Raw genomic sequence first — 22,848 nt, 5'->3', positions numbered from 1 at the left:
TATGTCGTAGCGGCGCAACGCCTTTTCGGCGTCCCATTCCAGAATCTCCGCTTCACTTACCGGGTAAATGAGCGGGACGATATCGAGGATTACTTCGATGTCGCGTTCCGAAAGTAGGCCGCCGGCTGGTTTAAAAAATCGTCGATGCGCACCTGCAATTGGGTCCAGTCCGGGACGCTCATGTGGGCCAGATCGGGGATCATCAGACCGGTGCAGTGGGCAGTGATGAACTCGGCGCGTTCCTTGGCCGTTTTCAGTTTCTTCATCACTTTGGTCGCGCGCAGTGCCGGCATTTCCAGCGACAGCGAGGTCACGGTACGGCCGGTCACGGCGAGCGGTTGCAGCAGCTGCACTTCGTCAGGATCGTCGGACTTTTCCGCGTCCTCGACCTGCTCCAGAAAGTACGACGCCGGACGGGTCGACATCTCGTGCACGTACTGGGCGATGCTCACGTAGTCCGGGCGTTTGAGCTGGTCGAGTTCCTTGACCGACAGGCCGGTGGCGAGCAGCGCCAGTTCGAAGAACTGATCGTCTTCATCATCACCGGCGCGCTCCAGCGCTTCTTTTTGCGCGGCGTAGAACAGTGGCTTGAGCTGGATCTGCTCGATCTGCGCGCCGTCGTCGCCGGTGATCGGCGACAGCAGGTCATGCTGGGGTGGCATCCACGACATGTATGAATTCCTTGGTGTTTCTTTTAGATCCACTGTGGGAGCGAGCTTGCTCGCGAAAGCGGCCTGACATTCAGCATTGATGGCCACTGACCTGGCGCCTTCGCGAGCAAGCTCGCTCCCACAGGGTTTTATGATTGCCTGTAAGCCGGGGTTACGGCATCAGCACCGCACGACGCGCATCACCGAGGATGTCAACGCCGTTGAGCACGAATTTCTGGGTGCGCACGTCGATGTCGATCACCGGTACGCCGTTTTCCAGGCGGTTGTAGGTGCGGCAGGACAGCTCCAGGTTGGTCTTGGGTTTTTCGCCCATTTTCACGGCGGTTTCTTCAAGAGATTTCAGCTTGCCGCCGACCGTGTGATAGGTGAACCAAGTGTTGCCGTCCTGATCCTGACCGGCTTCACGCACGTTCAGCAGGATGTCGTCGCCCAGCTTCACGCCCAGTGCGAGCATGACTTCGGCACCCAGGCCCTGCAGGGTCAGCTTGGCGTTGAGCGCTTTGCCACCCTTGGCCATTTCTTCGACGATGAAACGGCCGCCACGCATTTCTTCCACGTCGAATTCGATCTTCGGTGGCGTGAATTCCTCAACGGTCGCCGACAACGGCAGGCCTTGCAGGGTGGCCGCGATGGCCTGTCTTACGCGGTTGGTAAACATTAGAGAACGTCCTCCAGGAACTGCTCGATGATTTCATCGCGGGCGTTGAGTTGATAAACCATGTGTTCGTTCGGCGCGTAGCGGCCGTAGTCGATGACCACGTACCAGGTGCCGTTCTTGTACTTCTCGACGCTGTTGAGTTCCGGGTGCAGGTACACGCTGCCGCCAGGAATGGTTTCGTCGGCGACCAGGGTTTGCAGCCAGTCGTTGATGCGCTTGACCTCCTGATCCATGAACGACTTGGTCAGGTTCTTGGCCATGGCTTTCTGGCCGGCCTTGACCAGCTTGCGGCTGATCGCATCTTCGAGGCCGACGTAGCTGATGAACTTGCCGGTGATCGAGCGGTTACCCAGCAGCGAGAAGCCGCCGAGCACGGTGCGGGCGTAGTAGCTGACGCCGTAACGGTTGAGCAGATCGCCTTCGGTGGAGGTGTCGAGGATGTTGTATTCAACGACGCGGGACACGTCTTCGGCGTAGGTCACCTGGTTGCCCGGGCTTTCCCACTGCTTGACCTTGGCCAGTGCGGCAATCGCCAGGCTGGACGGCGCGAGGAACACGTTTTTCTTCGCCGCTTTCGAGTACACCGCCGGCATGTTGTGCACCACCAGGCAGCGGTCGAAACCGAGGTCGGCGCCACCCAGTTCCTGGCTGTAAGTCACTTGATCGGCGACCGAGGCATCCTTGCCATCCAGCACCACACGGGCCTTGATGCGCTTGCCGAACGAGGCGAACTCGCTAGCCACCGCTTTGGTGCCGGTGAAGCCTGGCGCGCCGATGATGGTCAGGTCTTCCGGGACGCTGCCCAGTGCGGCCAGACCGAGCTTGCGGCCGGTGGTTGGATCAACACCGCCGATCACTGCGTTGACGGTGTCGGCCGGGGTCGCGCCCGCTTCGACGATCACCACGTACACCGGCACCTTGACCACTTTGAGGATCTGGTAAACCGCGTGATACAGCGTGCCCTCTTCAGCGCCGGTCGGATCGAGCAACGCGTGAGTGGTGAAGCTGTTGATGCGGAACGGTGCGTTGCGCGGAATCAGCGGATCGGCTTTCGGCGCGGTGCCGACCAGACCGATGACATTGTCACCCAGGCCACCCATGGCCTCGGGGGATTCGGTGGCATTGACGGTAATGCCGTTGTGCTCGAAGTTCAAAACCTCAGCCATGGTTAGTCAGCCTTCTTGGCAGCGGCCTTTTTGGCCTGGGTGGTAGGTGTTTTCAGTTCCAGTCGCCCGGCGCTGTGCAGGGCACTGGCCTCGACGTCGAGCAGATCAAGGTCTTGACCGACGCTCGACCAGTGCCCACCGCCGGTGGGGAATGGAACGAGCACGGTGTAGGTTTGGCGGGTTGCCATTTTTCGTTTCTCCATAAACGGGAAAGCCCCTCGTGGGGAGGGGCTTTGGCGGGTGTTGAAATGTTTTTGGCGGGTAAGAAAACGCCCCGAGGTGCAGGGGCGTTTATCAGGTTTTTTCGATCAGCCAATCAGGCAATTGGGGGCGATATTGAATCGAAGGAAATTCCTCCCTCTGCGGCCACTGACGTAGCTGCTGCCGATACATTTGTAAATCGGAGTACTGCACAGCAGTTAGCGTAGTAAGGCCGCTTCCTTCCAATTCGTCTCGATGCCTTGCAACAAGAGTATCGGTCGATGCCAACTGCGCGTTGCGCCATTCGAGGCCTATGGACTGCAAAGTCGCTCTGTCAAACGGCGGAGGCTCGACCAGAATTGGCTGACCATCAGGTCCCGCTCCGATTTTTTTTGGCGTTGTTGCCAACTCGTTCAGCAGCGCCTCCCAATTACGCAGGAATACGGGTACCACATCGTCTGGAATATCGAGTTCGTGGACGTCAGGAAGGTAAGCACCGCATGTGCTGGGGCTAAATAAAATAATCTCTGTCATGCTCAAACCCCTATTGCTCGCCAGTAAACTGCCCAACTGGCCAGAGTCCCGTTACTGCCGTTTTGAACTCGAAGAGTACATCCGGTCTTCTGGATAGAGTTGTAAACAACACAGCTCATCAATCCCATGGAACCCATATGAAGACAACTGATTGAGCGCATGGCCGAAGGGAACGCCAATGGATAGGTGATGTAAACATACCCCTCAGCATCGGTCGTTCCGATCCCCCATTGCTCAATTGCTCCACCCGGATGTTTCATATATCCGGTTACTGCTCCGTTGGTGGCAAACATCGGCGAATATTTCAGCGCAGTATCCCCCGAGTCCAAACTCCAGCCGGGAGCCAGCAACAAGCGTCGGAAAACCGCAAAATTACCAGGTTGAAGTACAACGCTGGTCAAGTTGGTGGTGTTGACTGCTCCAAACGTTTCCCCCGCCCGAGTCTTGACGGTTACCCCTCCAGTGCTTGTCAGATGAACCAATCCCCCGGGAGGAACGGTGTCCCAGGCTGGAAGTGTCGCCGTCAAACCAGGTGCGGTGAAGATCGATAGTTTCCCGACGTCGGCAACAGTCAATTGGGTGTTGGCTTCATAGTTTGTCTGGCCGGCGTAACTACCCAGCGCACGCTGAACAAATTTAGTAGTTGCCAGAACATCATCATTACTAAAAACGTTGGCCGTGGGCGCTGTCGGGCTACCGGAGAACACCGGAGAACTCAGCGGTGCAAAGCCGAAAGTGATGTTTTGAAACACCAAAGCAGTAGTGCCGAGGAGCACAGGGGCATCGGTAACAAGCTGCCAGATCGTGTCGGCTTGAGTGGTGCCTTGCTCAATAGATACGGTAAGACCTGGCGTTACTTTGAAATCCGAGTCGGCATCTTTTGTGCGAACCCAGAATTCATTTGCAACAACGTACAGTCCATTGTCTTTCGCTGATGTCTGGTTTTTAACCAGCACCCTGTCTCCCGCAACGACTGCAACACCATCAATAGTTTGTGAAGCTTTCAGCACGATATTGCTCGTAGTGGCAACACGTACAGACTGCTTGGAATCAAGCTTCGCTAGCTCATCCGTCACATACCCTGTCACCCAGGCACGGGTGGCCTTGACCACCGTGTCGTCGATCAGCAAGGTCACCAACGACGCATTGCTGGTCTCAAAAATCGAGCGAATGTAGAACTCTTTACCCGAGCCCGACGTCGCCAACACCGGCTTGAACGACTCCGGGTATTTGACGATGGCGTAGAGAATCCCGGTGTCGGTCCACAGCCCCGCTTCACGCACATACCAGCCGCCGACGTCCGGGGGGATGGTGACTTCGGCGAGCAGCCAGCTCGGATTCTTCTCGTCCTGGAACAGCGCGTTGAGCGGACCGCGCCAGACTTCGCGTTTCAGCGCGGTAGCCGTCGCGGCCGGGTTGTAGACCGCGCCGCCGCCGTCGCCGACGGAAATCTGCGTCAGCTTGATCGGCAGGCCCGCAGCCTTGCACGCCGTTTCGTAGGCAATCCCTGCGTTGGTGAGCAGGGTGTAATAGTCAGCCATTCAGGCCCCCTGAGGATAAATAGTGGATGTTTCGACGGTGTACATGCCGGCAGCCAGGAACGCCTCTCCCGAGGTTTCGAGCCCTTCGATGAACACCGGATAAACCGTGGTCAGCTCACCGCAAAAGGTCGCAGCGGCAATGGAATGACTGCCGAACGCGCTCAAGCCCACCGTCACCGAAAGAATGTCCCGCTCGCTCTTGGCATCGGCCAGACGCCGGTCGAGACGGGCGTCGATTTCTGCGCTGTAAGGCTGGTCGCTAAAGGCGCGCACGCTGAAGCTGTATGGCACGCCGGGCGGCGTCTGTTCGTACCAGGCGCGGACTTCGGGGCGCAGTTGCAAACCCTTGGCCGCGTTCTCCAGCGCCTTGCGGGTGCCCGCCTGGCGCGCAGTGGGCCAGGCCAGTTCGACGGTCAGGCGCTTCTCAGTTTCCGGTGCGCTGGTGCTCCATTCGGCGACACCGCGATCCGCTGCCAGATACGGCAGGAAGGCGACCGGCGTTTCGTTCGGATTCATCAGTTCGGGGAACGGCGGCGCGATGCGATCAAGCAGTGCGCCGAAGCCCAGATCCAGTCCACGTTCGAGTGCCGAGCTGTTGGCCGGCAGCAACGTCGGGCGATGCGTTGGCTCACTCATAGCGTCAGCACCTCGACCTCGACCGCCGTGCAGTACGGCGCCTCGAAGGCGCTGGTGATGATCGGCGCCAGCGGCTCAAGAATCTGCAGTTGCACGGCGCCGGCGCTGTGCAGTGTGTAGTCGATCCAGCTCGGATCGACCCGCCCTTCGAGGCGATGGCAACTGTCGGCGTAGGCTTGCAATTGCTGTTGTGCGGCGACTTTGGTCAGGCCCGAGTCGGGGCCGGAATTGATCTTCGCCACCACGCGAATCTTGTAGCGCTGAATGTCGGCAGCCTTGACCGTGACGAGGTCGGTTTCCGGTCGCACATCAGGGCGGGCGAAGTGCTGACGCACGCCATCAAGCAGGGCTTGCGACGGTGTCCCATCTCCCTCCCGAGCGAGCACCGTGACCTGCACTTCGCCCGGTGCGGTGCGGCGACCGTTGCCGTCCTTGACCTGTGCGGCGAGGCCGTCCGGGTTGAAGGTGTAGGTGACATTCACCACACCTCCATCCGTCGATTCGACCTTCACCGTTGGCCGTTCACCGAGGGTGAATACCTCGCGGCGATACTGCATCCGCGAGCCCGCAGCCGGGGCATGTGGCGCCAGGTAATAACGCAGCCGGGCGTCGTCGTCGCTTTCATAAATCGGTGGTATTGGCGGGAAGGCTGCTGGGTCGCCCGCGTCGAGCAACTGCCTTTCAAGGCCCATGTCCGCCAGGCGTGCGTCGAGGTTGCTGCCGGTCGCCCACCACGCCAGCATCTGCTTGATGCGGGCGTTGTATTTGCGCTCGTGGGTTTGCAGGCGTACGCAGAAGGCTTCCAGCGCCAGGGTCAGCAGTTCGCTCTCGTTGTCGAGGCTGGTCTTGAGTTTCGCTGCGCTGTCCGGCGCTCGGGCGCCGACGTACTCGACGACGAAGGTCTTGAACTCGGCGAGCAAGTCTTCGAAGGCGTCGACAGTGATCAGCGCCGGTTCGGCCAATTGATTCTGGCCGGGGATCAACATGCTCATGTCACGACCTCGAATGTCTGTTGACGGTTTTTCCAGGTACCGGCGAAGCGCAGCAGCAGACCCGCGCCCTGGCGGCTGGCGACGATCACGCTCGGCTGAAAATCGCTGATCCCGTTCTGCGTGTTGTAAAACGCTTGAGCCGCGTGGCTCTGGGCCAGAAGCAAAACGTCGTCACCGAGGTTCTGCCCCAGCAGCGTGGGGATCAGCGAGCCATAAAGGGGCCTTTTTTGCCGGGTGCCCAGCGGCGTGGTCAGGGCTCGTGTCGCGCGCTGCACAAACTGCAGCCAGTCGTCGACCGTGGCCCCGGAGTCTCTATCGATTCCGATCATGGGAAGCTCTTGATTCAGGGGCTGATGACGCGGCCCTGGTGATCCACCAACGGGCCGCTGAAGTGCACGCCCGAGGCGTCGATGCTCAGGCCGACGCCGCCCAGTTGCAGGCTGATCAGCTGCGGCGTCATCGTCAGTTGCGCCGGGCCGATGCTCAGTGCAAGCGACTCGCGAGAACCGGTGAAAGCCGCCGGGCCGTTCTGCCAGTGCAGAATGTGTGTGGCGTCGTCGTAACCGCTTTCAGTGCCGTCGACATAAACGCGGCGCGTCAGCGTCGGTACCGTCGCCGTCGGCGGAAATCGGTCACTGTTGAGGCCGAACAACGCCACGCTCTGCGCGCCGCTTTCACCGCTGCCGTAGTTGAGCAACAGACACTGCTCGCCCACGCTAGGAATCCGCGATTCGCTCTGCGTTCCGGCGCTCGGGTTGAAGAACTTGATGGCTGGTGTCAGCAGTCCACCGTGGCTGACCTGGCAAGTGTTGCTCGCCGCATCGACTGTCTGACAGATGCCGATGCGACAGAAACTCTCGGCGCGGCGGTGCAAGTCGTCGATCTCCGCTTCCATCTCCGCCAGCCGCTCGATGATCGGCCCCAGTTGTATGCGCAGTACTGCGTCGAACATCGGTCAGGCCTCCAGCACGGTGTATTGGTCGGGGTCGTCGATGTTGCTGACTTCCCAGGTACGGGCGAATTTGGGCGTACCGAGCGGGTCGTCGAGCAGCGTCGGGCCGAGGTAGAGGGTCTGGGTGAAGGTCAGGGTCCACGCCTTGTATTGCTGCTCGGCGCGGATGAGCACTGACGGCAAACCATCAATGTTCATCGGCAAATCGCATTGATCGCCGGGCAGGTTCCAACGGTTGTCGGTGATCAGGTTTTTCAGCACCGCGATCAGATCGCACGCGGCAAATGCACTCGCAGAAAGTGCCGGAATGACTTGCAGCGATACGGTCATGACGTGGGCGATACGTCCGTCGGCGCCACGCACTCCGGGCGCATTACGGTCGAAGTCAATCAATGCCCAGGCCTGAGCGCCGGGTGCTGTGAAGTCGTCGTGATTGCCAACCTGCAGAGTCAGGCCGGCGCTGTTGCGCAAGGTTGTCGCCATCGCCGTGAACAGCTGCGAAGGCTGCTGGATCGGTGCGGGCATGCATGACCTCCTTTTCAATTGTCCACGCGCAGCCCCGCCGCATCAGTTGCAGCGAGGCAGGAAAGTGTTGAGTTACTGGGGATCGCGCGGCGGGGGAACTTCGCCGACGCCGATGCGCTTGGCGGCCCAGCGTTCGTACAGACCGATGGCGACGTCGGCACCGGCCATGGCGGTCAGGCAACCGAAGGCACCAGCGGCCCAGATGGATAATCCGGCGGCATACAGCAGCATGATCGCCGAGACGCCGCAGATCATGCAGGCGCCGGAGCGCAGGGCCAGACGCCGCAGCAATGACCAGCCGCGGGCGCCCTCCTTGTCGGCGCGCCACATTTCGCCGGACACCCCGCCCACTACGGCGAGGAGGATGACCAGCCAGATCGGCATGTCCGCCAACGCTTGTTGCTCGTTTGTCATGTCACGCCTCCTGGTTCTAGTTGATGAGTATTGTGTGTTGGGTTCAAGCGATGTCTCTTCAGGTAGGCATTCCAAAAAGCCCGGCGCCAATGCACCGGGCTTTTCAGTAATGCGCTCCTTCGCCTTCCTTCAAATCCTGTATTCGAGAAGGAAGCTGACTTTTCGGCGCTACTGGCGCGGTACGAGTCCGTTCAAATTGTTTTTCCGACCGCGGTCCCTGCCCGCCGGATAACTGCTCTTGGTGCTTTACGCTGCACACCCGGGTCAGTTGCCAACCCTCTGAACCGTTGAGGCCGGTTCATCGCTGCCTGTTCTTGTGGAACTAAAGAGCTGTTGTTGCCAGCCGCTTTGTCGAGCGGCTTGGTGGCAAGAATATGCATGGATGCATATACAGTCAATGCATAAATGCATTTATTTATGCGCAAGAAATGCACGGACGCATGCAGACCGCATAAATCAAGGCGTCGAGGATTTTGTTCAGACGAAAAAAAACCCGCCATGCGGCGGGTTTTCCGAGACGGTGAAATCTATCGGGCGTACATGCCCCACCAGAAGACGTGACCGAGGATGACAATCTGCTCTTCCTGCATGTCCTGGAAGCTGTAGTCCTCGTCCGGATGCTCATCGCGGTTGAAGCTGCGCAGACGGATGCCGGTAGGCAGGCGATAGAGTTGCTTCACGCGCAATTGACCGTTGTGGTTGATCGCGTACAGGTCGCCATCGATGATGTCGCCAATGCCGCACTTGCCGGCGTTGACTCCGACCGTGGCGCCGTCCCGCAACACCGGCATCATGCTGTTACCGCGCACTGTCACGCATTTGGCCTGGTCGAACTGCACACCGTTATGGCGCAGGCTGCGCTTGCCGAAGCGCAGGCTAGAGCGTTCGCTCTCTTCGATGACGAATCTTCCTGATCCAGCAGCCAATTCAACCTCGCGAAGAAAGGGCACCGACACCTCGTCGTCATCGACAGGGGTATCGTCGTCCCACAGGCTTATGTCCTTGAGTTCCGCATGCACGTCATCGCGCGCGCCGCCGGTCGCGGTCGCGACATCTGCGCGGCCGCGCAATTGATCGGTGCTCACATTGAAGTATTCGGCAATCTTCGAAATGTGTTTATCCGAAGGATCGACGATCTTCCCGCTGAGAATCCGCGAGAGCGTTGATTGAGGCACGCCGGTGCGACGGTGGAGCTCCGTGGGGGAGATCCCGTGCTGGTCGAGCAGTGCTCTTAAGACGGAGGATACGTTGCGTTTTTGCATAACGCGCATATTGCTTGAAGTTTTTTGTGAAGACAAATGCTAAATCGCATAGATAATGCATAAATAAATATTTGATGCAGAAACGCTTATGTAACCACTCACGCGTCATTCAGAACCAGCTTTCAGCTACCCCCTATCAACACTTGGCTCACCGCTTTGTGACCACTCCTCCTGCTGGCGGAAAAAAGCCCGTTCAATGGCGGGCTTTTGAAAATCGGATTTTATCGCTTACAAAAGAACGTGTCTCTCCAACCTTCCGAGTAGTCGACCATGGAAACTCTGGCCTCGGGGTTGCTCTGGAAATACTCTTCCCAATTAAACGTCTCTGTTTCATAACCAAAATGCTTGGCCATGAATTTTACAGCCTGGCGCGAAGGCCTTCCGACGATGGTGAAACCATTGCGAGTGAGGGAGTCAGTCCACGCCATCTGCTGATCATCTACCTGATCAAGCAGCATCTGAACGCCATACGGGTTGCCGTAAACCACACGTGGATCGTTATTGGATGGATCTGCCAACTCCTCGGACATTGGCGTAACTTCGGTGTCGATGACAACAAAGTTTGCGCCGGTGCGCTCAATCAGGTCGAACAGCTCGGCATGGCGAATAGTGTGGTAATAAAAGCCAAGACAGAAAACCACGTCAAAGGTCTTGCCTTTGATCTGGTCAAATACGTCACCTTGCAGGAACTCGTATCGAGAACTATCGATCCCGTACTCGGTGAACGTCTCAACAGCATTTGAAATCAATTCCTTGCGCGGCTCGATTCCGGTGACATGTGCAGCACCAGCCTGAAGGGAAGCAAAGGACCAACGACCATCATGGCTGGCAATGTCCAGAACTCGCTTCCCTCGAATCAGTTCAGCGTTTCGTTCCATGATGGCTCGGTACCGGGAGTTCAGGCGATCCGGAAACGGGCTCGTCTGGCTGGTCTTATAAAACCGAGGAAATTCATCAAAAAATCCCATGCTATTTTCCTTATATCTGTCTTCAGCGACGCACATTTAAAGGCTGGCATCATACACCAGAGCGCCCTTTACAAGGTTCGCGGAATTATTCTTTCCTGCATTAACCGCGCCCCAAGTGACTGAAGTGTCATGAAGTAGCCTGGTTCAGGGCTATCCGAGCCAGCCGGCAACAATGCCGAAAAATTCCCTGTACCATTAGACAGATATGAGTTTTCAAATAGACAGGTAGAGCTGAACTCCGCGTATGACCGACCTTTCAAACCACACCCCGATGATGCAGCAATACTGGCGCCTGAAGAATCAGCACCCGGATCAGCTGATGTTCTATCGCATGGGCGACTTCTACGAGATCTTCTATGAAGACGCGAAGAAGGCTGCCAAGTTGCTCGACATCACCCTGACCGCGCGCGGTCAGTCGGCAGGGCAAGCGATTCCGATGTGCGGGATTCCTTACCACGCGGCGGAAGGTTACCTGGCGAAACTGGTCAAGCTTGGCGAGTCGGTAGTGATCTGCGAGCAAGTCGGCGACCCCGCCACCAGCAAGGGCCCGGTGGAGCGTCAGGTGGTGCGGATCATCACCCCGGGCACGGTCAGCGATGAGGCGTTGCTGGATGAACGGCGCGACAACCTGATCGCAGCGGTGCTGGGCGATGAGCGTCTGTTCGGTCTGGCGGTGCTGGACATCACCAGCGGCAACTTCACGGTGCTGGAGATCAAAGGCTGGGAAAACCTGCTGGCGGAACTGGAGCGGGTCAACCCGGTGGAACTGCTGATTCCGGACGACTGGCCAAAAGACCTGCCGGCGGAAAAACGCCGTGGTGTGCGTCGTCGCGCGCCGTGGGATTTCGAGCGTGATTCGGCGCTGAAAAGTCTCTGCCAGCAGTTCTCCACGCAAGACCTGAAAGGCTTCGGTTGCGAAACCCTGACCCTGGCCATCGGTGCCGCCGGTTGCCTGCTGGCCTACGCCAAGGAAACCCAGCGCACCGCCCTGCCCCATCTGCGCAGCCTGCGTCATGAGCGTCTGGACGACACCGTGGTACTCGACGGCGCGAGCCGCCGCAATCTAGAACTCGATACCAACCTGGCCGGCGGGCGCGACAACACGTTGCAATCGGTGGTCGATCGTTGCCAGACCGCGATGGGCAGCCGCCTGCTGACTCGTTGGCTGAACCGTCCACTGCGCGATTTGACCGTGCTGCTGGCGCGGCAGACCTCGATCACTTGTCTGCTCGATGGCTATCGTTTCGAAAAGCTGCAGCCGCAGCTCAAGGAAATCGGCGACATCGAGCGGATTCTGGCGCGGATCGGCCTGCGCAATGCGCGACCTCGTGACCTCGCGCGCCTGCGCGACGCGCTCGGTGCCCTGCCGCAACTGCAAGTGGCAATGACCGACCTGGAAGCGCCGCACCTGCAACGCCTGGCCACCACCACCAGCACCTACCCGGAACTGGCGGCGCTGCTGGAAAAAGCCATCATCGACAACCCGCCCGCGGTGATCCGCGATGGCGGCGTGCTGAAGACCGGTTACGACAGCGAACTCGACGAATTGCAATCGCTGAGCGAAAACGCCGGGCAGTTCCTGATCGACCTCGAAGCCCGGGAAAAGGCCCGCACCGGCCTGGCTAACCTGAAAGTCGGTTACAACCGCATTCACGGTTACTTCATCGAACTGCCGAGCAAGCAGGCAGAATCCGCGCCGGCCGATTACATCCGTCGCCAGACTCTCAAAGGCGCCGAGCGCTTCATCACGCCGGAACTGAAAGCATTCGAAGACAAGGCGCTGTCGGCCAAGAGCCGTGCCTTGGCCCGCGAGAAAATGCTCTACGAGGCGCTGCTGGAAGATCTGATCAGCCAGTTGCCGCCGTTGCAGGACACCGCTGCTGCACTGGCCGAGCTGGACGTGCTGAGCAACCTTGCCGAGCGTGCGCTGAACCTTGACCTGAACTGCCCGCGTTTCGTCAGCGAGCCGTGCATGCGTATCACCCAGGGGCGTCACCCGGTGGTTGAGCAGGTGCTGACCACGCCGTTTGTGGCCAACGACCTGAGCCTGGATGACAACACCCGGATGCTGGTGATCACCGGGCCGAACATGGGCGGTAAATCCACCTACATGCGCCAAACCGCATTGATCGTGCTGCTGGCGCATATCGGCAGCTTCGTCCCGGCGGCCAGTTGCGAGTTGTCGCTGGTGGACCGGATCTTCACCCGGATCGGCTCCAGCGACGACCTGGCCGGCGGCCGCTCGACCTTCATGGTCGAGATGAGCGAAACCGCCAACATTCTGCACAACGCCACCGAACGCAGTCTGGTGCTGATGGACGAGGTCGGTCGCGGTACCAGCACCTTCGACGGTCTGTCGCTGGCATGGGCCGCTGCCGAGCGCCTGGCACATCTGCGCGCCTATACTTTATTTGCCACACACTATTTCGAACTGACCGTGTTGCCGGAAGCCGAGCCGCTGGTGGCCAACGTGCACCTCAACGCGACCGAGCACAACGAGCGCATCGTGTTCCTGCACCACGTCTTGCCGGGACCTGCCAGCCAAAGCTACGGCCTGGCCGTGGCGCAACTGGCCGGTGTACCGAGCGAAGTGATCGCGCGCGCCCGTGAGCATCTGAGCCGGCTGGAAGACACCGCATTGCCGCACGAAGCGCCCAAGCCTGCCATCAAAGGCAAACCGGCGACCCCGCAGCAAAGCGACATGTTTGCCAGCCTGCCGCATCCGGTGCTGGACGAATTGGCGAAAGTGGATCTCGATGACCTGACCCCGCGTCGAGCACTCGAATTGTTATATGCACTTAAGAACCGGATCTAAGCAGCAAAGAACCGGATATAACGCAAACGGCTTCAAGCTGTTAGAATCTCGCGCGGTTCGGGATGCTGCCGGTTAATAGCCTGGCTGGCAGACATCGCTCCCGAACCTGGCGACCCCAACCGTGAAGGGGCTACGCTGCCGCCGCCTGAGGAGAAAATTAGAAATGACCTTCGTCGTCACCGACAACTGCATCAAGTGCAAGTACACCGACTGCGTAGAAGTCTGTCCGGTGGACTGCTTTTACGAAGGCCCGAACTTCCTGGTGATTCACCCGGACGAGTGCATCGACTGTGCCCTGTGCGAACCGGAATGCCCGGCCGTCGCGATTTTCTCCGAGGACGAAGTTCCGGAGGATATGCAGGAGTTCATTCAGCTGAACGTTGAATTGGCCGAAATCTGGCCGAACATCACCGAGAAGAAAGAATCGCTGCCGGATGCCGAAGAGTGGGATGGCGTCAAAGGCAAGATCAAAGACCTCGAACGCTGATCTGTCGCGCGTTACGAAAAGGCCCCTTGCGGGCCTTTTTGCTTTTGCGGGTTTTACTTTTCTACAGGCAAAAAAAGGGGCGGTTTGACCCGCCCACATTTTTTCCCTATTCCCTGTATTCCTTTTCATCGTCCTGATGAATCGCGTCCTGCGATGTCCGTTCCCCTCTTCCTTGAAGGGCGTGTCTGTCCGTCGACACAGTGCTGATATTAGAGAGTTCCCTGCCGAGAGCAATCGGCCCCATGGACTGAAAATCGCTGTCATAAGCACTTCACATTATTAAATAAGCTTTTAAATCAATTAGTTAAATACACGCATCGTGAGTAGTCGACGTCTACCGTCCTGCAAAAATAGGGAACGCTTACGAGAGAGTAAGCCAAGGCTTACGCCGCGAGACTACAAACGATGGAAATGCTGACCATTTGTCCGGCAATGAACGTTGTGGCGAGGGAGCTTGCTCCCGCCGGGTTGCGCAGCAACCCCTGAGATTCATAAGCGCTGCGCACTCAAACGGGAGCAAGCTCCCTCGCCAAAGACCGTCTTCAGCCGATATCCGAGCAATAAAAAGCCCCGAACCAGTCGGGGCTTTTTATGGACGGTTGCCAGAGGCGCTTACTGAAACAGCGACTCGCTCGACAGGCCATTCTTCTCAAGGATTTCACGAAGGCGCTTGAGGCCCTCTACCTGGATCTGCCGCACCCGTTCGCGGGTCAGGCCGATTTCCAGGCCGACATCCTCCAGCGTACTGCTCTCATGGCCGCGCAGGCCAAAGCGGCGAACGACCACCTCACGCTGCTTGTCGGTCAGTTCCGAGAGCCATTGATCAATGCTCTGCGACAGGTCGTCATCCTGCAGCAGTTCGCATGGATCGGTCGGACGGTCATCCGTCAGGGTGTCCAGCAGGGTTTTATCCGAATCCGGACCCAGCGAGACATCGACCGAAGAAACCCGCTCGTTCAGGCCGAGCATGCGCTTGACCTCGCCCACCGGTTTTTCCAGCAGGTTGGCGATTTCTTCGGGTGAAGGTTCGTGATCGAGCTTTTGCGTCAGCTCGCGTGCCGCCCGCAGGTACACGTTGAGCTCCTTGACCACATGGATCGGCAGCCGGATGGTCCGGGTCTGATTCATGATCGCACGCTCGATGGTCTGACGAATCCACCAGGTGGCGTAGGTCGAGAAGCGGAAACCGCGCTCGGGATCGAACTTTTCCACCGCGCGGATCAAGCCGAGGTTGCCCTCTTCGATCAGATCCAGCAGCGACAGCCCCCGATTGACATAACGCCGGGCAATCTTCACGACCAGCCGCAGGTTACTTTCAATCATGCGCTTGCGCCCGGCAGGGTCGCCACTTTGCGACAGACGCGCAAAATGAACTTCTTCCTCCGGGGAGAGCAGTGGTGAAAAGCCGATTTCGTTGAGATACAGCTGCGTGGCATCGAGTGCCCGAGTGTAGTCGATGTACTTGTGTTGTTTAAGTGAAGCGGAGTGTTTGGATTTGGAACGAACGGAAGGTGGAGCAGCCCCTTCATCATTCGACATCGAAGATTCCGAATCGATGCCGGCCTCCATAAGGAGAACCTCATCGTCGATGTCAAACTCCGGCACTTCTTTACTGAGAGCCATTGTTATAGTCCTTTGGTGAGTTCGACCCCAAGCTCAAGCGACGCCTTTATCCTTGGCAGCGCTGGAGCCTGTCCCCTCTACGCGACGGAACAGGCTGGCCTCAAATCAACGTCTGGGCAGGAACTGCAGCGGATCTACAGGTTTACCTTGTCGGCGAATCTCAAAATGCAGTTTCACCCGGTCTGTACCCGTTGACCCCATTTCGGCAATTGTCTGTCCGACCTTGACCTGCTGCCCCTCCCGTACCAACAGCCTGCGGTTATGTCCGTAGGCACTGACGTAGGTTTCGCTGTGTTTGATGATGACTAATTCGCCGTAGCCCCTTAAGCCACTCCCGGCGTAAACCACCGTCCCATCAGACGCAGCTAAAACAGGCTGTCCCAAATCTCCGGCGATATCAATTCCTTTATTCAAACTACCGTTTGAAGAGAATTTTCCAATCAGAATGCCATTAGATGGCCATCCCCAGCCGGTCGGGGCTGGCCCCGGTGGAGGCAGCGGAGCCGGGGCCGGTTTGCTCGCGACGGACGGTGCAGCCCCCGCAGAACCGGCGCCGGAACCGGTCACGGTAGTGGTCGTCGTGCCATTCGCCTGACGCCGGATTACCGTGGTTTTACTCGACGAAGACGGCGAAGAGCTGCTGTTGCTGACCACCGCCGTCGGCGTTGAGCCGGTGCGGCCATCAAAGCGAATTGTCTGACCCGGGTGGATCGTATACGGCGTAGGAATATTGTTCCGGGCCGCGAGGGCTTTGTAGTCCCAGCCGTAGCGAAAAGCGATGGAAAACAGCGTATCGCCCGGACGGACTACATACTGCCCGGTCGTTACCACGGGACGTTGAGCCGTCGCACTGTTGCGATCGACCACCCGCACGTTGCTCGATTTGGTGCTGGAGCAACCGACCAGCAAGGTGCTCAATACAAGGCCAGTCACCAGGCGCTGAAAGCTCGTGTTACCCATACGCTGCGCAATGACTGTGAGACTCACCCGCCGCTCCCTTTGTGGTGGCTTAAATATGTGGAATGCCGAATCGCGGCAAGTAGTGTCGCAAGTATAACGGGCCGAATGGGCTTTACCGTTAAAGATGCGAAAACGCTTCACGCACACGTTTGCCTTTGGGCAATTCGTATCGTTTAAACCTTCGCTGCCGGTGTAAGACACAGGCCAACGCAAGGAATTCAGCGCGCGCAAATAAATGCTCAGGCCAACGGGCCATTGAGCAATGGCACGAAGCGCACCGCCCCCAGCACGTGACGGGAAAAACCGTGTTCTTCACGCACGATCAGCATCAGTTGCTGCACTTCTCCGGAGCCGACCGGAATCACCATCCGCCCGCCCGGTGCCAGCTGATCGAGCAACGCCTGCGGCACGTCGGTCGCAACGGCGGTGACGATGATGCCGTTGTACGGCGCCAACGCCGGCCAGCCTTCCCAGCCATCGCCCCAGCGGAACACCACGTTGCGCAAGTTCAGCTCGACCAGACGTTCCTTGGCCCGGTCCTGCAGGACCTTGATGCGCTCGACCGAGAACACCCGCTCAACCAGTTGCGACAGCACCGCCGTCTGATAGCCCGAACCGGTACCGATTTCCAGCACCTTGTCCAAAGGCCCGGCCTCCAGCAGTAGCTCGCTCATGCGCGCCACCATATAAGGCTGCGAGATGGTCTGGTTGTGGCCAATCGGCAGCGCGGTATCTTCATAGGCACGGTGCGCCAGCGCTTCATCGACAAACAGATGACGCGGCGTACGGCGGATCACTTCCAGCACCTTGGCGTTGGACAGGCCTTCTTCATAGAGGCGCTGGATCAGACGTTCGCGCGTACGCTGCGACGTCATGCCGATGCCGCTGCGCATTCTGTCTTCGTGTTCACGAGCCATTAGCGCAGTCCCTCCAGCCAGCCGTCGAGATGCCTGAAGGCATCATTGAAGGTGCGATCGAGCTGCAACGGGGTGATGGAAACGTAGCCCTGCATCACTGCATGAAAGTCGGTGCCTGGCCCGCCGTCCTCGGCATCGCCGGCAGCGGCAATCCAGTAACCGGCCTTGCCACGCGGGTCGACCACTTTCATGGGGGCTGCGGCGCGGGCGCGATGGCCCAGACGGGTCAGTTGAATGCCACGAATATGGTCGATCGGCAGATTGGGAATGTTCACGCTCAGCACCGTGCGCGGTGGCAGGTCCAGCCCGGCATGGGCCTCGACCAGTTTGCGCGCGAAATGTGCGGCTGTCGCCAGGTTGTCCACCTGGCGCGAACACAGCGAAAACGCAAACGAAGGGCGCTCGAGAAAGCGCCCTTCGAGGGCGGCGGCCACCGTGCCGGAATACAGCACGTCATCGCCCAGATTGGCACCGAGATTGATCCCGGAAACCACCATGTCCGGTTCGCGCTCCAGCAGGCCGTTGAGGCCCAGATGCACGCAGTCGGTCGGTGTTCCGTTGAGGCNGGCGGCCACCGTGCCGGAATACAGCACGTCATCGCCCAGATTGGCACCGAGATTGATCCCGGAAACCACCATGTCCGGTTCGCGCTCCAGCAGGCCGTTGAGGCCCAGATGCACGCAGTCGGTCGGTGTTCCGTTGAGGCTGATGAAACCATTGGCCAGGTATTGCGGGTGCAGCGGACGGTCGAGCGTCAGCGAACTGCTGGCGCCGCTTTTGTCCTGCTCCGGGGCGATAACCACGCATTCGGTGTAATCCGCCAGCGCAGCATAAAGCGCGGCGAGACCGGGTGCGGTTACCCCATCGTCGTTAGAAATCAGAATACGCATGGGCTGTCCGTCTGCCCCACCGGCACCAGATCAACGAGTTCGCGCACCAATACGGTGGCGAAGCATCCGGCCGGGAGGACGAATTCCAGTTGCAGAATGTCAGGCTGGGGATAATGCCACGACAACCCGCCAATGGGCAGCCGCAGGATGCGACGTTCGTGGCTCATTCCGGCATTGATCAGCCAATCGCGCAGATCCGCCTCGCGAGCAGCAATCCCCTGCTCCAGATCATGGACAGCGCCGGTGGCCGGTGAGTCACCTTCGCCCCACTGCGGGCCGGTCGGGTGCAGGTCGAGAATCGCCAGGCGCGGATCGCTGCATTCGGCCTCACCGGCCGGGAAAAAACTGCGGCTGTCGGTGAACGCCAGCAGATCGCCGACTTGCGCCTGCTGCCAGGTGCCATCGGCCACCCGCGCCGCCAGCACTTGATTGAACAGAAAACTGCGCGCCGTCGACAGCAGACGCGAACGCACATTGCGCTGCTCGGGCAATGCCTTGCGCGCCGCCCACGCACGCGCATCAACGACGTTGCCGCCGTCATGGCCGAAACGCTGGGCACCGAAATAATTGGGAATGCCTTGTCTGGCGATCAGTTGCAGACGCTGCTCGATTGCGTCCTTGTCGCCGGCGAACTGGGTCAGGCGCAAGGTGAAGCCGTTGGCCGAATGCGCGCCGCGTTGCAGCTTGCGTTTGTGGCGCGTGGTCTTGAGGATCTTCAGCGTGTCGTTTTCCGCCGCCGACAGATCCGGATCAGCCTTGCCCGGCAGTTGCACGCTGAACCACTGACGGGTCAGCGCCTGACGATCCTTGAGCCCGGCATAACTGACGGTGCGCAACGGCACCCCGGCGGCCTTGGCAATCCGCCGCGCTGCCTCTTCGGTGTTCAAACCGCGTTTTTCCACCCAGATCCACAGGTGTTCGCCATCACCGCTGAACGGGATGTCGAGCACCTCATCGACCTGAAAATCTTCGGCGATGGCTTTCAGAACCGCAGTGCCGAGGGGTTCGCCATAGGCGCGCGGGCCGAGCAGTTGCAGTTCGTTCATGCGCGCAGCAACAAGGCAACGGAATGCACGGCGATGCCTTCTTCGCGACCGACAAAGCCGAGCTTTTCAGTGGTGGTAGCTTTCACGTTCACTTGATCCAGTTCAACTTGAAGATCGGCGGCGATCAACGCACGCATCGCTTCGATATGCGGGGCCATTTTGGGTGCCTGGGCGACGATGGTGTTGTCGACGTTGCCGACTTTCCAGCCCTTGGCGTGGATCAGCGCGACCACATGACGCAGCAGCACGCGGCTGTCGGCGCCCTTGAATTGCGGGTCGGTGTCCGGAAAGTGTTTGCCGATATCACCCAGCGCGGCCGCGCCGAGCAAGGCATCGCTCAAGGCGTGCAGCAGGACGTCACCGTCGGAGTGAGCGAGCAGCCCGAAGCCGTGTGCAATGCGCACGCCGCCCAGAGTAATGAAATCGCCTTCAGCGAAACGGTGCACATCGTAGCCGTGGCCAATACGCATAAAAAAAACGCCCCGATTTTTGTCAGGGCGTGATTCTACCTGCATTAACCGCGCAGGGCGCGTGCGTGATGCTGCAAGTGGTCATCTATGAAGCTTGAGATGAAGAAATAGCTGTGGTCGTAGCCCGGTTGCAGGCGCAACGTCAGCGGATGACCCGCTTGTTTTGCCGCTTGTTGCAGGGCTTCGGGCTTGAGCTGGTTTTCGAGGAAGTCGTCGCGATCACCCTGATCGACCAGTAACGGCAGTTTTTCGCCGGCCTCGGCAATCAGCGCGCAAGCATCCCATTCTTTCCACTTCGAACGGTCTTCACCCAGATAGCGCGAGAACGCCTTCTGTCCCCACGGGCAATCCATCGGATTGTTGATCGGCGAAAACGCCGAGACCGACTGGTAACGCCCCGGATTGCGCAGCGCACAAACCAAAGCGCCGTGGCCGCCCATTGAATGGCCGCTGATGCTGCGTTTGTCCGACGCCGGGAAATGCGCTTCAACCAATGAAGGCAATTCCTGCACGACATAGTCATGCATCCGATAGTGCCGCGACCACGGTTCCTGCGTGGCATTCAGGTAGAACCCGGCGCCGAGGCCGAAATCCCAGGCGCCATCCGGATCACCCGGCACATCTGGGCCGCGCGGACTGGTGTCCGGTGCGACGATGATCAGGCCAAGTTCGGCGGCCATGCGCATCGCGCCGGCCTTTTGCATGAAGTTCTCGTCGGTGCAGGTCAGACCGGACAGCCAGTAAAGCACTGGCAACTTGCCGCCCTGTTCCGCTTGCGGCGGCAGGTACACGGCAAACACCATGTCGCAACCAAGCACGTCGGAACGGTGGCGATAGCGCTTGTGCCAGCCGCCGAAACTTTTCTGACAGGAGATGTTTTCCAGACTCATGTAAAGACTCCTACGCGGCCCCGGTTACAAACCCTTCAAGATCTGTAGCCGGGACGTCGCGATTGATCAGAAATGAATGACGGTGCGGATGCTCTTGCCTTCGTGCATCAGATCGAAGGCCTTGTTGATGTCTTCCAGACCCATGGTGTGGGTAATGAAGGTATCCAGCGGGATCTCGCCGCTTTGCGCCATGTCGACATAGCTTGGCAACTCGGTACGGCCACGCACGCCGCCAAACGCCGAACCGCGCCAGACGCGCCCGGTCACCAATTGGAAAGGACGGGTCGAAATTTCCTGACCGGCACCGGCCACGCCGATGATCACCGATTCGCCCCAGCCCTTGTGGCAGCATTCCAACGCTGCGCGCATCAGTTGCACGTTGCCGATGCACTCGAAGGAGAAGTCGACGCCGCCGTCGGTCATGTCGACGATCACTTCCTGGATCGGACGATCGAAATCTTTCGGATTGACGCAATCGGTGGCGCCCAACTGTTTGGCGATTTCGAACTTGGCCGGGTTGATGTCGATGGCGATGATCCGCGCGGCCTTGGCTTTCACCGCACCAATGACGGCCGAAAGACCGATGCCGCCCAGACCGAAAATCGCCACGGTGTCACCCGGCTTGACCTTGGCGGTGTTGATCACCGCACCGATACCGGTGGTCACGCCGCAACCGAGCAGGCAGACCTTTTCCAGTGGCGCATCCTTGGCGATTTTCGCCACGGAGATTTCCGGGAGCACGGTGTACTCGGAGAAGGTCGACGTGCCCATGTAGTGGAAAATCGTCTCGCCCTTGTAGGAAAAGCGCGAAGTGCCGTCCGGCATCAGACCTTTGCCCTGCGTAGCGCGAATCGCCTGACACAGGTTGGTCTTGCCCGACTTACAGAATTTGCACTGGCCGCATTCCGGGGTGTACAGCGGAATCACGTGGTCACCGACGGCGACCGAGGTAACGCCCTCGCCGATCGCTTCAACGATTGCGCCACCTTCGTGGCCAAGGATCGACGGGAAGATACCTTCCGGATCCGCACCAGACAGGGTGTAGGCGTCCGTGTGGCAGACTCCGGAAGCCACCACGCGCAGCAATACTTCACCGGCCTTGGGCATGGCCACATCGACTTCTACGATTTCCAGCGGCTTCTTGGCCTCGAAGGCAACGGCGGCGCGCGACTTGATCATGCTGACTCTCCAGTGAATCCATTGAATAAAAAAACCAGACCGGCAGTGTAGTACAGCGCGATCTGGTAAATAATCCAGGCCAAAGCAAAACATTATTGCCATACAGGGATAATCCCAATGTCGGAAAACCGCTGGGAAGGCATTGACGAGTTCGTCGCCGTTGCCGAATGCAGCCAATTCACCGCCGCTGCGGAACGTCTGGGCGTTTCTTCCTCGCATATCAGTCGACAGATCGTAAGACTGGAAGAGCGCTTGCAGACGCGTCTGCTCTATCGCAGTACCCGCCGCGTGACGCTGACCGAAGCCGGACAAACCTTCCTGCAGCATTGCCAACGCCTGCAGGACGGTCGCGAAGAAGCCCTGCGCGCGGTTGGCGATCTGACCAGCGAGCCCAAAGGCATGTTGCGCATGACCTGCGCCGTGGCCTATGGCGAGCGGTTCATCGTGCCGCTCGTGACACGCTTCATGGGGCAATACCCGCAACTGCGCGTCGACGTCGAGTTAACCAACCGCCAACTCGACTTGGTGCATGAGGGGCTGGATTTGGCGATCCGATTGGGCCGGTTACAGGATTCGCGATTGGTCGCCACTCGCCTGGCGCCGCGTCGGATGTACCTGTGCGCGTCTCCGTCCTACGTGGAACGGTATGGCCGCCCACACAGCTTGTCGGAACTGAGCCGGCACAATTGCCTGATCGGCAGCTCGGATCTGTGGCAACTGGAACAGAACGGGCGGGAATTTTCCCAACGTGTTCAGGGAAACTGGCGCTGCAACAGTGGGCAGGCGGTACTGGATGCAGCGCTACAAGGGGTCGGTTTATGTCAGTTGCCGGACTATTACGTGCTTGAGCATTTGCACAGCGGGGCACTGATTTCGCTGCTGGAGGCGCATCAGCCGCCGAATACGGCGGTGTGGGCCTTGTATCCGCAGCAGCGGCATTTGTCGCCGAAGGTGCGCAAGCTGGTGGATTTCTTGAAGGAAGGGTTGGCCGAGCGGCCGGAGTATCGAATTTAAAAGCAAAAGATCGCAGCCTGCGGCAGCTCCTACAGGG

General features: G+C 59.2%; 25 protein-coding genes. 3 read left to right on the top strand and 22 right to left on the bottom strand.

What is annotated here, in order from left to right; all coding sequences use genetic code 11:
* Positions 1-89: 89 nt before the first annotated feature.
* From HXW87_RS09735 to HXW87_RS09670, 14 genes are all read right to left on the bottom strand, one after another.
* Positions 90-671: a phage tail assembly protein gene (locus HXW87_RS09735; RefSeq protein ID WP_095667378.1), complete on the bottom strand. Its 582-nt coding sequence runs from the start codon at positions 669-671 to the stop codon at positions 90-92.
* A 151-nt stretch (positions 672-822) separates the two neighbouring features.
* Positions 823-1,329: a phage major tail tube protein gene (locus HXW87_RS09730; protein ID WP_016985055.1), complete on the bottom strand. Its 507-nt coding sequence runs from the start codon at positions 1,327-1,329 to the stop codon at positions 823-825.
* Entirely contained in the window at positions 1,329-2,495 is a 1,167-nt protein-coding gene (locus HXW87_RS09725; protein WP_047291938.1) for a tail protein, read from the bottom strand. The genes HXW87_RS09730 and HXW87_RS09725 overlap by 1 nt, the downstream gene beginning before the upstream one ends.
* A gap of 2 nt (positions 2,496-2,497) precedes the next feature.
* A complete protein-coding gene (locus HXW87_RS09720; protein WP_047291936.1) occupies positions 2,498-2,683 on the bottom strand; it encodes a hypothetical protein in 186 nt (61 codons plus the stop codon).
* A gap of 106 nt (positions 2,684-2,789) precedes the next feature.
* The gene (locus HXW87_RS09715) at positions 2,790-3,230 is read right to left on the bottom strand and encodes a phage tail assembly chaperone (protein WP_239778825.1); all 441 of its coding nucleotides are present in this window, start codon (positions 3,228-3,230) and stop codon (positions 2,790-2,792) included.
* A gap of 2 nt (positions 3,231-3,232) precedes the next feature.
* Positions 3,233-4,771: a phage tail protein gene (locus HXW87_RS09710; RefSeq protein WP_239778824.1), complete on the bottom strand. Its 1,539-nt coding sequence runs from the start codon at positions 4,769-4,771 to the stop codon at positions 3,233-3,235.
* Positions 4,772-5,407 carry a phage tail protein I gene (locus HXW87_RS09705; protein ID WP_239778823.1) on the bottom strand — a complete coding sequence of 212 codons (636 nt, stop codon included), beginning with the start codon at positions 5,405-5,407 and terminating at the stop codon, positions 4,772-4,774.
* Positions 5,404-6,399 carry a baseplate J/gp47 family protein gene (locus tag HXW87_RS09700; RefSeq protein WP_239778822.1) on the bottom strand — a complete coding sequence of 332 codons (996 nt, stop codon included), beginning with the start codon at positions 6,397-6,399 and terminating at the stop codon, positions 5,404-5,406. The genes HXW87_RS09705 and HXW87_RS09700 overlap by 4 nt, the downstream gene beginning before the upstream one ends.
* On the bottom strand, positions 6,396-6,728 hold the full coding sequence (locus tag HXW87_RS09695) for a phage baseplate protein (protein WP_047291927.1): 333 nt from the start codon (positions 6,726-6,728) through the stop codon (positions 6,396-6,398). Before HXW87_RS09695 ends, HXW87_RS09700 begins: the two co-directional genes overlap by 4 nt.
* 14 nt (positions 6,729-6,742) lie before the next feature.
* Positions 6,743-7,351, bottom strand: a complete 609-nt coding sequence (locus tag HXW87_RS09690; RefSeq protein WP_239778821.1) for a phage baseplate assembly protein V — start codon at positions 7,349-7,351, stop codon at positions 6,743-6,745.
* Positions 7,352-7,354: 3 nt separating this feature from the next.
* Complete coding sequence (locus tag HXW87_RS09685; RefSeq protein ID WP_121184035.1) at positions 7,355-7,876, bottom strand: hypothetical protein; 522 nt, start codon at positions 7,874-7,876, stop codon at positions 7,355-7,357.
* Positions 7,877-7,948: 72 nt separating this feature from the next.
* Positions 7,949-8,290: a phage holin family protein gene (locus HXW87_RS09680; protein WP_182403966.1), complete on the bottom strand. Its 342-nt coding sequence runs from the start codon at positions 8,288-8,290 to the stop codon at positions 7,949-7,951.
* A 527-nt stretch (positions 8,291-8,817) separates the two neighbouring features.
* Positions 8,818-9,561, bottom strand: coding sequence for an XRE family transcriptional regulator (locus tag HXW87_RS09675; protein WP_095138375.1), 744 nt, complete (start codon positions 9,559-9,561; stop codon positions 8,818-8,820).
* Positions 9,562-9,773: 212 nt separating this feature from the next.
* The gene (locus HXW87_RS09670; protein WP_182403965.1) at positions 9,774-10,520 is read right to left on the bottom strand and encodes a methyltransferase domain-containing protein; all 747 of its coding nucleotides are present in this window, start codon (positions 10,518-10,520) and stop codon (positions 9,774-9,776) included.
* Between the two features lie 244 nt (positions 10,521-10,764).
* Here HXW87_RS09670 and mutS point away from each other — a divergent pair, with 244 nt between their 5' ends.
* Positions 10,765-13,335 carry a DNA mismatch repair protein MutS gene (gene mutS, locus HXW87_RS09665; protein ID WP_239778820.1) on the top strand — a complete coding sequence of 857 codons (2,571 nt, stop codon included), beginning with the start codon at positions 10,765-10,767 and terminating at the stop codon, positions 13,333-13,335.
* Between the two features lie 163 nt (positions 13,336-13,498).
* The gene (gene fdxA / locus HXW87_RS09660) at positions 13,499-13,822 is read left to right on the top strand and encodes a ferredoxin FdxA (protein ID WP_003222178.1); all 324 of its coding nucleotides are present in this window, start codon (positions 13,499-13,501) and stop codon (positions 13,820-13,822) included.
* A 612-nt stretch (positions 13,823-14,434) separates the two neighbouring features.
* Here the strand turns inward: fdxA and rpoS are convergent.
* The 8 genes from rpoS to HXW87_RS09620 all read right to left on the bottom strand — a co-directional run bounded on the left by rpoS (position 14,435) and on the right by HXW87_RS09620 (position 21,797).
* Entirely contained in the window at positions 14,435-15,445 is a 1,011-nt protein-coding gene (gene rpoS / locus HXW87_RS09655; protein WP_016985073.1) for an RNA polymerase sigma factor RpoS, read from the bottom strand.
* Between the two features lie 105 nt (positions 15,446-15,550).
* A complete protein-coding gene (locus tag HXW87_RS09650) occupies positions 15,551-16,432 on the bottom strand; it encodes a peptidoglycan DD-metalloendopeptidase family protein (RefSeq protein ID WP_239778819.1) in 882 nt (293 codons plus the stop codon).
* Positions 16,433-16,644: 212 nt separating this feature from the next.
* A complete protein-coding gene (locus HXW87_RS09645; RefSeq protein WP_169841266.1) occupies positions 16,645-17,280 on the bottom strand; it encodes a protein-L-isoaspartate(D-aspartate) O-methyltransferase in 636 nt (211 codons plus the stop codon).
* Between the two features lie 41 nt (positions 17,281-17,321).
* Positions 17,322-18,212 (bottom strand): 5'/3'-nucleotidase SurE, encoded by an 891-nt coding sequence (surE, locus tag HXW87_RS09640; RefSeq protein WP_239778818.1) that lies wholly within the window; start codon positions 18,210-18,212, stop codon positions 17,322-17,324.
* Complete coding sequence (gene truD, locus HXW87_RS09635; RefSeq protein WP_047291903.1) at positions 18,200-19,258, bottom strand: tRNA pseudouridine(13) synthase TruD; 1,059 nt, start codon at positions 19,256-19,258, stop codon at positions 18,200-18,202. The genes surE and truD overlap by 13 nt, the downstream gene beginning before the upstream one ends.
* Positions 19,255-19,728, bottom strand: coding sequence for a 2-C-methyl-D-erythritol 2,4-cyclodiphosphate synthase (gene ispF / locus HXW87_RS09630; RefSeq protein ID WP_027611044.1), 474 nt, complete (start codon positions 19,726-19,728; stop codon positions 19,255-19,257). Before ispF ends, truD begins: the two co-directional genes overlap by 4 nt.
* 44 nt (positions 19,729-19,772) lie before the next feature.
* The gene (fghA, locus tag HXW87_RS09625; protein ID WP_182403964.1) at positions 19,773-20,618 is read right to left on the bottom strand and encodes an S-formylglutathione hydrolase; all 846 of its coding nucleotides are present in this window, start codon (positions 20,616-20,618) and stop codon (positions 19,773-19,775) included.
* Positions 20,619-20,684: 66 nt separating this feature from the next.
* On the bottom strand, positions 20,685-21,797 hold the full coding sequence (locus tag HXW87_RS09620) for an S-(hydroxymethyl)glutathione dehydrogenase/class III alcohol dehydrogenase (protein WP_047291898.1): 1,113 nt from the start codon (positions 21,795-21,797) through the stop codon (positions 20,685-20,687).
* Between the two features lie 117 nt (positions 21,798-21,914).
* On the opposite strand from HXW87_RS09620, the gene HXW87_RS09615 reads away from it, so the two are divergent.
* The gene (locus HXW87_RS09615; protein WP_047291896.1) at positions 21,915-22,811 is read left to right on the top strand and encodes a LysR substrate-binding domain-containing protein; all 897 of its coding nucleotides are present in this window, start codon (positions 21,915-21,917) and stop codon (positions 22,809-22,811) included.
* Positions 22,812-22,848: the final 37 nt, after the last annotated feature.

The organism is Pseudomonas sp. Y5-11, from assembly GCF_022368695.1.
Taxonomy (GTDB): Bacteria; Pseudomonadota; Gammaproteobacteria; order Pseudomonadales; family Pseudomonadaceae; genus Aquipseudomonas; species Aquipseudomonas parakoreensis.
This window is presented reverse-complemented; position numbering and strand designations above follow the sequence as displayed.

Bases quoted from the DNA above. Each gene is read 5' to 3' on its own strand.
- fdxA (WP_003222178.1), top strand. From the start codon at position 13,499: ATGACCTTCGTCGTCACCGACAACTGCATCAAGTGCAAGTACACCGAC.
- HXW87_RS09735 (WP_095667378.1), bottom strand. From the start codon at position 671: ATGTCGTGGATGCCACCCCAGCATGACCTGCTGTCGCCGATCACCGGC.
- HXW87_RS09680 (WP_182403966.1), bottom strand. From the start codon at position 8,290: ATGACAAACGAGCAACAAGCGTTGGCGGACATGCCGATCTGGCTGGTC.
- fghA (WP_182403964.1), bottom strand. From the start codon at position 20,618: ATGAGTCTGGAAAACATCTCCTGTCAGAAAAGTTTCGGCGGCTGGCAC.
- HXW87_RS09675 (WP_095138375.1), bottom strand. From the start codon at position 9,561: ATGCGCGTTATGCAAAAACGCAACGTATCCTCCGTCTTAAGAGCACTG.
- HXW87_RS09645 (WP_169841266.1), bottom strand. From the start codon at position 17,280: ATGACGTCGCAGCGTACGCGCGAACGTCTGATCCAGCGCCTCTATGAA.
- HXW87_RS09685 (WP_121184035.1), bottom strand. From the start codon at position 7,876: ATGCCCGCACCGATCCAGCAGCCTTCGCAGCTGTTCACGGCGATGGCG.
- HXW87_RS09730 (WP_016985055.1), bottom strand. From the start codon at position 1,329: ATGTTTACCAACCGCGTAAGACAGGCCATCGCGGCCACCCTGCAAGGC.
- HXW87_RS09715 (WP_239778825.1), bottom strand. From the start codon at position 3,230: ATGACAGAGATTATTTTATTTAGCCCCAGCACATGCGGTGCTTACCTT.
- HXW87_RS09670 (WP_182403965.1), bottom strand. From the start codon at position 10,520: ATGGGATTTTTTGATGAATTTCCTCGGTTTTATAAGACCAGCCAGACG.
- rpoS (WP_016985073.1), bottom strand. From the start codon at position 15,445: ATGGCTCTCAGTAAAGAAGTGCCGGAGTTTGACATCGACGATGAGGTT.
- HXW87_RS09615 (WP_047291896.1), top strand. From the start codon at position 21,915: ATGTCGGAAAACCGCTGGGAAGGCATTGACGAGTTCGTCGCCGTTGCC.
- HXW87_RS09720 (WP_047291936.1), bottom strand. From the start codon at position 2,683: ATGGCAACCCGCCAAACCTACACCGTGCTCGTTCCATTCCCCACCGGC.
- HXW87_RS09620 (WP_047291898.1), bottom strand. From the start codon at position 21,797: ATGATCAAGTCGCGCGCCGCCGTTGCCTTCGAGGCCAAGAAGCCGCTG.
- truD (WP_047291903.1), bottom strand. From the start codon at position 19,258: ATGAACGAACTGCAACTGCTCGGCCCGCGCGCCTATGGCGAACCCCTC.
- HXW87_RS09725 (WP_047291938.1), bottom strand. From the start codon at position 2,495: ATGGCTGAGGTTTTGAACTTCGAGCACAACGGCATTACCGTCAATGCC.
- mutS (WP_239778820.1), top strand. From the start codon at position 10,765: ATGACCGACCTTTCAAACCACACCCCGATGATGCAGCAATACTGGCGC.
- ispF (WP_027611044.1), bottom strand. From the start codon at position 19,728: ATGCGTATTGGCCACGGCTACGATGTGCACCGTTTCGCTGAAGGCGAT.
- HXW87_RS09700 (WP_239778822.1), bottom strand. From the start codon at position 6,399: ATGAGCATGTTGATCCCCGGCCAGAATCAATTGGCCGAACCGGCGCTG.
- HXW87_RS09705 (WP_239778823.1), bottom strand. From the start codon at position 5,407: ATGAGTGAGCCAACGCATCGCCCGACGTTGCTGCCGGCCAACAGCTCG.
- HXW87_RS09690 (WP_239778821.1), bottom strand. From the start codon at position 7,351: ATGTTCGACGCAGTACTGCGCATACAACTGGGGCCGATCATCGAGCGG.
- HXW87_RS09695 (WP_047291927.1), bottom strand. From the start codon at position 6,728: ATGATCGGAATCGATAGAGACTCCGGGGCCACGGTCGACGACTGGCTG.
- HXW87_RS09710 (WP_239778824.1), bottom strand. From the start codon at position 4,771: ATGGCTGACTATTACACCCTGCTCACCAACGCAGGGATTGCCTACGAA.